This window comes from Pedobacter agri PB92 (genome assembly GCF_000258495.1).
Lineage (GTDB): Bacteria > Bacteroidota > Bacteroidia > Sphingobacteriales > Sphingobacteriaceae > Pedobacter > Pedobacter agri.
Map to the genome: position 1 here is coordinate 1 of NZ_AJLG01000284.1, position 3,780 is coordinate 3,780.

The 3,780-nt window shown below is 40.7% G+C and carries 5 protein-coding genes; all 5 read left to right on the forward strand.

Going from position 1 to position 3,780, the window contains the following annotated elements; all coding sequences use genetic code 11:
• Nucleotides 1-186: 186 nt before the first annotated feature.
• Nucleotides 187-1,260 carry a glycosyltransferase family 4 protein gene (locus ON09_RS23070; RefSeq protein WP_010603436.1) on the forward strand — a complete coding sequence of 358 codons (1,074 nt, stop codon included), beginning with the start codon at nucleotides 187-189 and terminating at the stop codon, nucleotides 1,258-1,260.
• A 13-nt stretch (nucleotides 1,261-1,273) separates the two neighbouring features.
• Complete coding sequence (locus ON09_RS25335) at nucleotides 1,274-1,693, forward strand: hypothetical protein (protein ID WP_157259061.1); 420 nt, start codon at nucleotides 1,274-1,276, stop codon at nucleotides 1,691-1,693.
• A complete protein-coding gene (locus ON09_RS23075; RefSeq protein WP_157259062.1) occupies nucleotides 1,584-2,426 on the forward strand; it encodes an acyl-CoA dehydrogenase family protein in 843 nt (280 codons plus the stop codon). Before ON09_RS25335 ends, ON09_RS23075 begins: the two co-directional genes overlap by 110 nt.
• Nucleotides 2,410-3,189: a PIG-L deacetylase family protein gene (locus ON09_RS23080; RefSeq protein ID WP_010603437.1), complete on the forward strand. Its 780-nt coding sequence runs from the start codon at nucleotides 2,410-2,412 to the stop codon at nucleotides 3,187-3,189. Before ON09_RS23075 ends, ON09_RS23080 begins: the two co-directional genes overlap by 17 nt.
• Nucleotides 3,164-3,780, forward strand: a 617-nt coding sequence (locus tag ON09_RS23085; protein WP_083838048.1) for a class I SAM-dependent DNA methyltransferase, incomplete at its 3' end; no start/stop codon positions are given. The genes ON09_RS23080 and ON09_RS23085, both read left to right, overlap by 26 nt.

Genomic DNA, 3,780 nt, shown 5'->3' on the forward strand with positions numbered 1-3,780 from the left:
ACGTACACACTTCATAAGATCTGAGGGCATCTCCAACTATTCTATGCTATCAGAAAGTGAATAAGCCGCAATCATTAGCCTATCCAGCATACATCACTTCAAAAAAAGGATATTTACTAATAAAAAAACTGAAGCGTGATTTTTATTGTCATAATATAAAGCCAATTATTCAGGCTTAAATTATTTATGAAAATAGGCATCATTGCGCATTTGAAACATCCTATCAAAGCCCCTTTCGCAGGTGGTCTGGAGGTTTTTACTCATCAAATTACCACCTTGCTCACACAACGTGGACATGAAGTGATATTATTTGCCAGTTCCCAGTCTGATCCAAATCTCCCGCTCGAACCGATTCTTTCTGACGATCATTATGATGCCCATACCGGCGTAAGAATAAAGAAAAAAGATCTGCCTTCAGAATATATCGCAGAACATCATGCCTATTTAAATTTAATGATGTCTGTTGATGATTATGGTTTAGATATTATTTTCAACAACTCCCTCCACTATATCCCGATTACAATGGCTAACGCAATTAAAACGCCTATGCTCACGGTGTTGCACACGCCTCCATTTTATGAATTGGAACTTGCCATAAAAGCTGAAAGACGTCATCCAGTGATGAATTACGCTACCGTTTCACAGCAAAGTGCCAAAAACTGGCAGCAACTTGTGAATCATTGTACCGTAATCCCGAATGGGATTGTCACAAATGACTGGAAGCCAAGGCTTACTGAATCCGAAGAATCATACGCGATATGGTTCGGCAGGATACATCCTGATAAAGGACTGCATTTAGCAATTGAAGCTTGCAAAAAGGCAGGCATTAAATTAAAAGTAGCTGGAGGAATAGCTGACCAGCGTTATTTCGATCGCATGATCTCACCGCTGTTAGATAAAAATATTGAACTACTGGGTTTATTAAATCAGCAGGAACTCAATAATGTAATTGGCCAGGCAAAGGTTTGTTTAATTACGCCTTGCTGGCAGGAACCCTTTGGTTTAGTGGTAGCAGAAGCCATGGTCTGTGGAACGCCGATTGTTGGCTTTAAAATGGGCGCACTGCCCGAATTGGTTGATGAGCACTGTGGCGTATTGGTAGAATTTCCAGATACCGATGCATTGGCAAATGCCATTCCTGTTGCCAGCCAGCTTGATCGATTGGCTGTTGCTCAATCAGCTAACAGATTCGACATCCACAAAATGATTGACAGTTATGAGAAATTGCTGGAAACGCTAGGCAAAAAAACAAACCCGTGAAACAAGCATCCTAATGATAGAAACCCCTACCCAAACGAAAAACCAGACTTTTGATCTGCTTAATTTTGAAGATACCTTAGAAAAAATAAAATCGCAGGCGATATGGTCTGAGCATGATCCCGAAGGATTGAAAAAAGAATTTCAATGGCTTAAAGAAAGTGGTGCACTAAAAATTGTCCTTCCGGGCGAGGCCCTTGATTTTAACCAACCGAACATGCCTGAACTGCTTAACCTGCTCAAGGCAGTGGGCAAGGCTAATCTTTCTGTAGGGCGAATTTTTGAAGGTCACATCAATACCCTTTATCTCATTCATCTTTATGCCAATGCACAACAGAAAAAAGAAATGGTACCAGGGTGTTCAAGATCAAGGTCATCTTTTCGGAGTTTGGAACACACAGGCACAAAATGGTATTCAGTTTTATCCGGAAGCTGATCAGTTTAAAATCAGCGGCAGCAAAACCTTTTGTTCTGGCGTAGGCATAGTAGATCGGGCACTCATCACAGGAAATATCGATTATACCGATAGAAAAGGCTGGCAAATGGCAATTGTTGATATGTCAGGAATTAGCGAGCAAAATATCGACAAAAATAGTTGGAAACCGTTAGGGATGCAGGCTTCAGGCAGTTATACTGTCGATTTTTCAGGTTATCTTTTGGACGAATCTGACTTGATCTCGAGACCTGGAATCTATTTAAACCAACCTTATTTCAGTGGCGGCGCTATTCGATTTGCGGCAGTTCACTTGGGCGGCGCTGAAGCCATAGCAGAAAATACAATTGAATATTTACTATCGCTAAACCGAACTGAAGACCCCATACAGCGCCTTCGCTTATCAAATATTATGATGCAATTGGTATCTGGACGACTATGGCTTGAAAAAGCTGGGCAACATTATGATGAATGGGCTGATGACAAAACTCACGAACAAGACCTTATCGCCTTTGCAAATATGACACGTGTAACCATCGAAGACATTTGCCTTCGTATCATGGACGAAAGCAATAAATGCATTGGCGCCCGGGGATTAATGGCTCCTTACGACATGGAACGGATTTTTCGTGACCTCACCTTTTATTTACGACAACCTGCCCCTGATGCGACGAGACTAAACGTGGCAGATTTTTTTATTAAAAAGCAACAAACAGGACATGAATCCAATATTTGATAAAGAAGCTTTTAAAGCATCAGCCGTTCAATTAAATATTGCTGATCTGGAATTTGTAAAACGCTGTTTGATTTTGGTTCCTCACCCTGATGATGAATCATTAGCTTGCACAGGATTGATTTCAATCCTGAAAGAACAGGGGACTGAATTTAAAATTATTTTAACAACAGATGGCAGTCGTTCTCATCCAAATTCTAAAAAATTTCCTACTGAGAAACTCGCTCAAATTCGGGAGGAAGAATTAAATAAAGCCATTAAATTAATGGGATTAGACACCTCTGTAATAATACCTTATAAAGGAATCGATTCGGGGCTACCGGCAAGAGGAGAAGACGGTTTCGAGATACTGGTTGCAAGGCTTGCAGAAGATTTGGCTGCATTTAAGCCAGACCTGATCCTCGTTCCTTATGAACTCGACCCACATCGCGATCATCGTGCCACTTGGCAAATGTTAATGGCTGCACTTGAAAAAGGAACAACACAACGTCCAAAAATTTGGGAATACCCCATCTGGCTTTATGAACTGGCTCAACAAGCTGATCTTCCCAAATTAAATCATAATGAATTAAAATTTGTTGATGTTCACCAATACAGCACACTAAAACAAAGTTGTATTGCTGCCCATAGCTCTCAAACCACCAGACTGATTGACGACGACCCGACAGGTTTCATCCTCACTGCAGAAATGATTTCCAATTTTACCACAGGTCAGGAGTATTTTATGGAAACGAAAAAAAATCAATCCTTCCTCTACATTATCTGAAGATTATTTTGAGACGCTTTATAATAACAATGAAGACCCCTGGAATTTCGAAAAAAGTGAATATGAGAGACAGAAATATGAACGTTCTCTAGCTGCCATTCCACCTGGCAAATACAATCAAGCACTTGAAATTGGTTGTTCAATTGGTGTTTTTACCGCCATGCTTGCGCCACTTTGCAGCCATTTAACCGCCATGGATATTAGCACAACAGCATTGGAAAAAGCGAGGCAACGTTTAGGAAGTGCGCCTCATGTAGAATTTCAGCTCGGTGCCATTCCAAATGATTTCCCTGAAGGCGATTTTGACCTAATCGTAATGAGCGAAGTGGGTTATTACCTTTCCATGAAAGATCTATTGCTGACAAGAGAACTGCTAGAGAATAGCTTAAATGAGGGTGGTATTTTGTTATTGGTACACTGGACACACTTCGTTGTCGATTACCCGCTTTCAGGCGATGATGTACACGAATGCTTTAAACAATCTTCGCTCATACATTTGCGTGGCTCACGCACAGCCGATTATCGGATTGATATTTTACAAAAAACGCTAAAGGTTATGTCTTTTACCATTGTCTTTTTACGTCATCATCA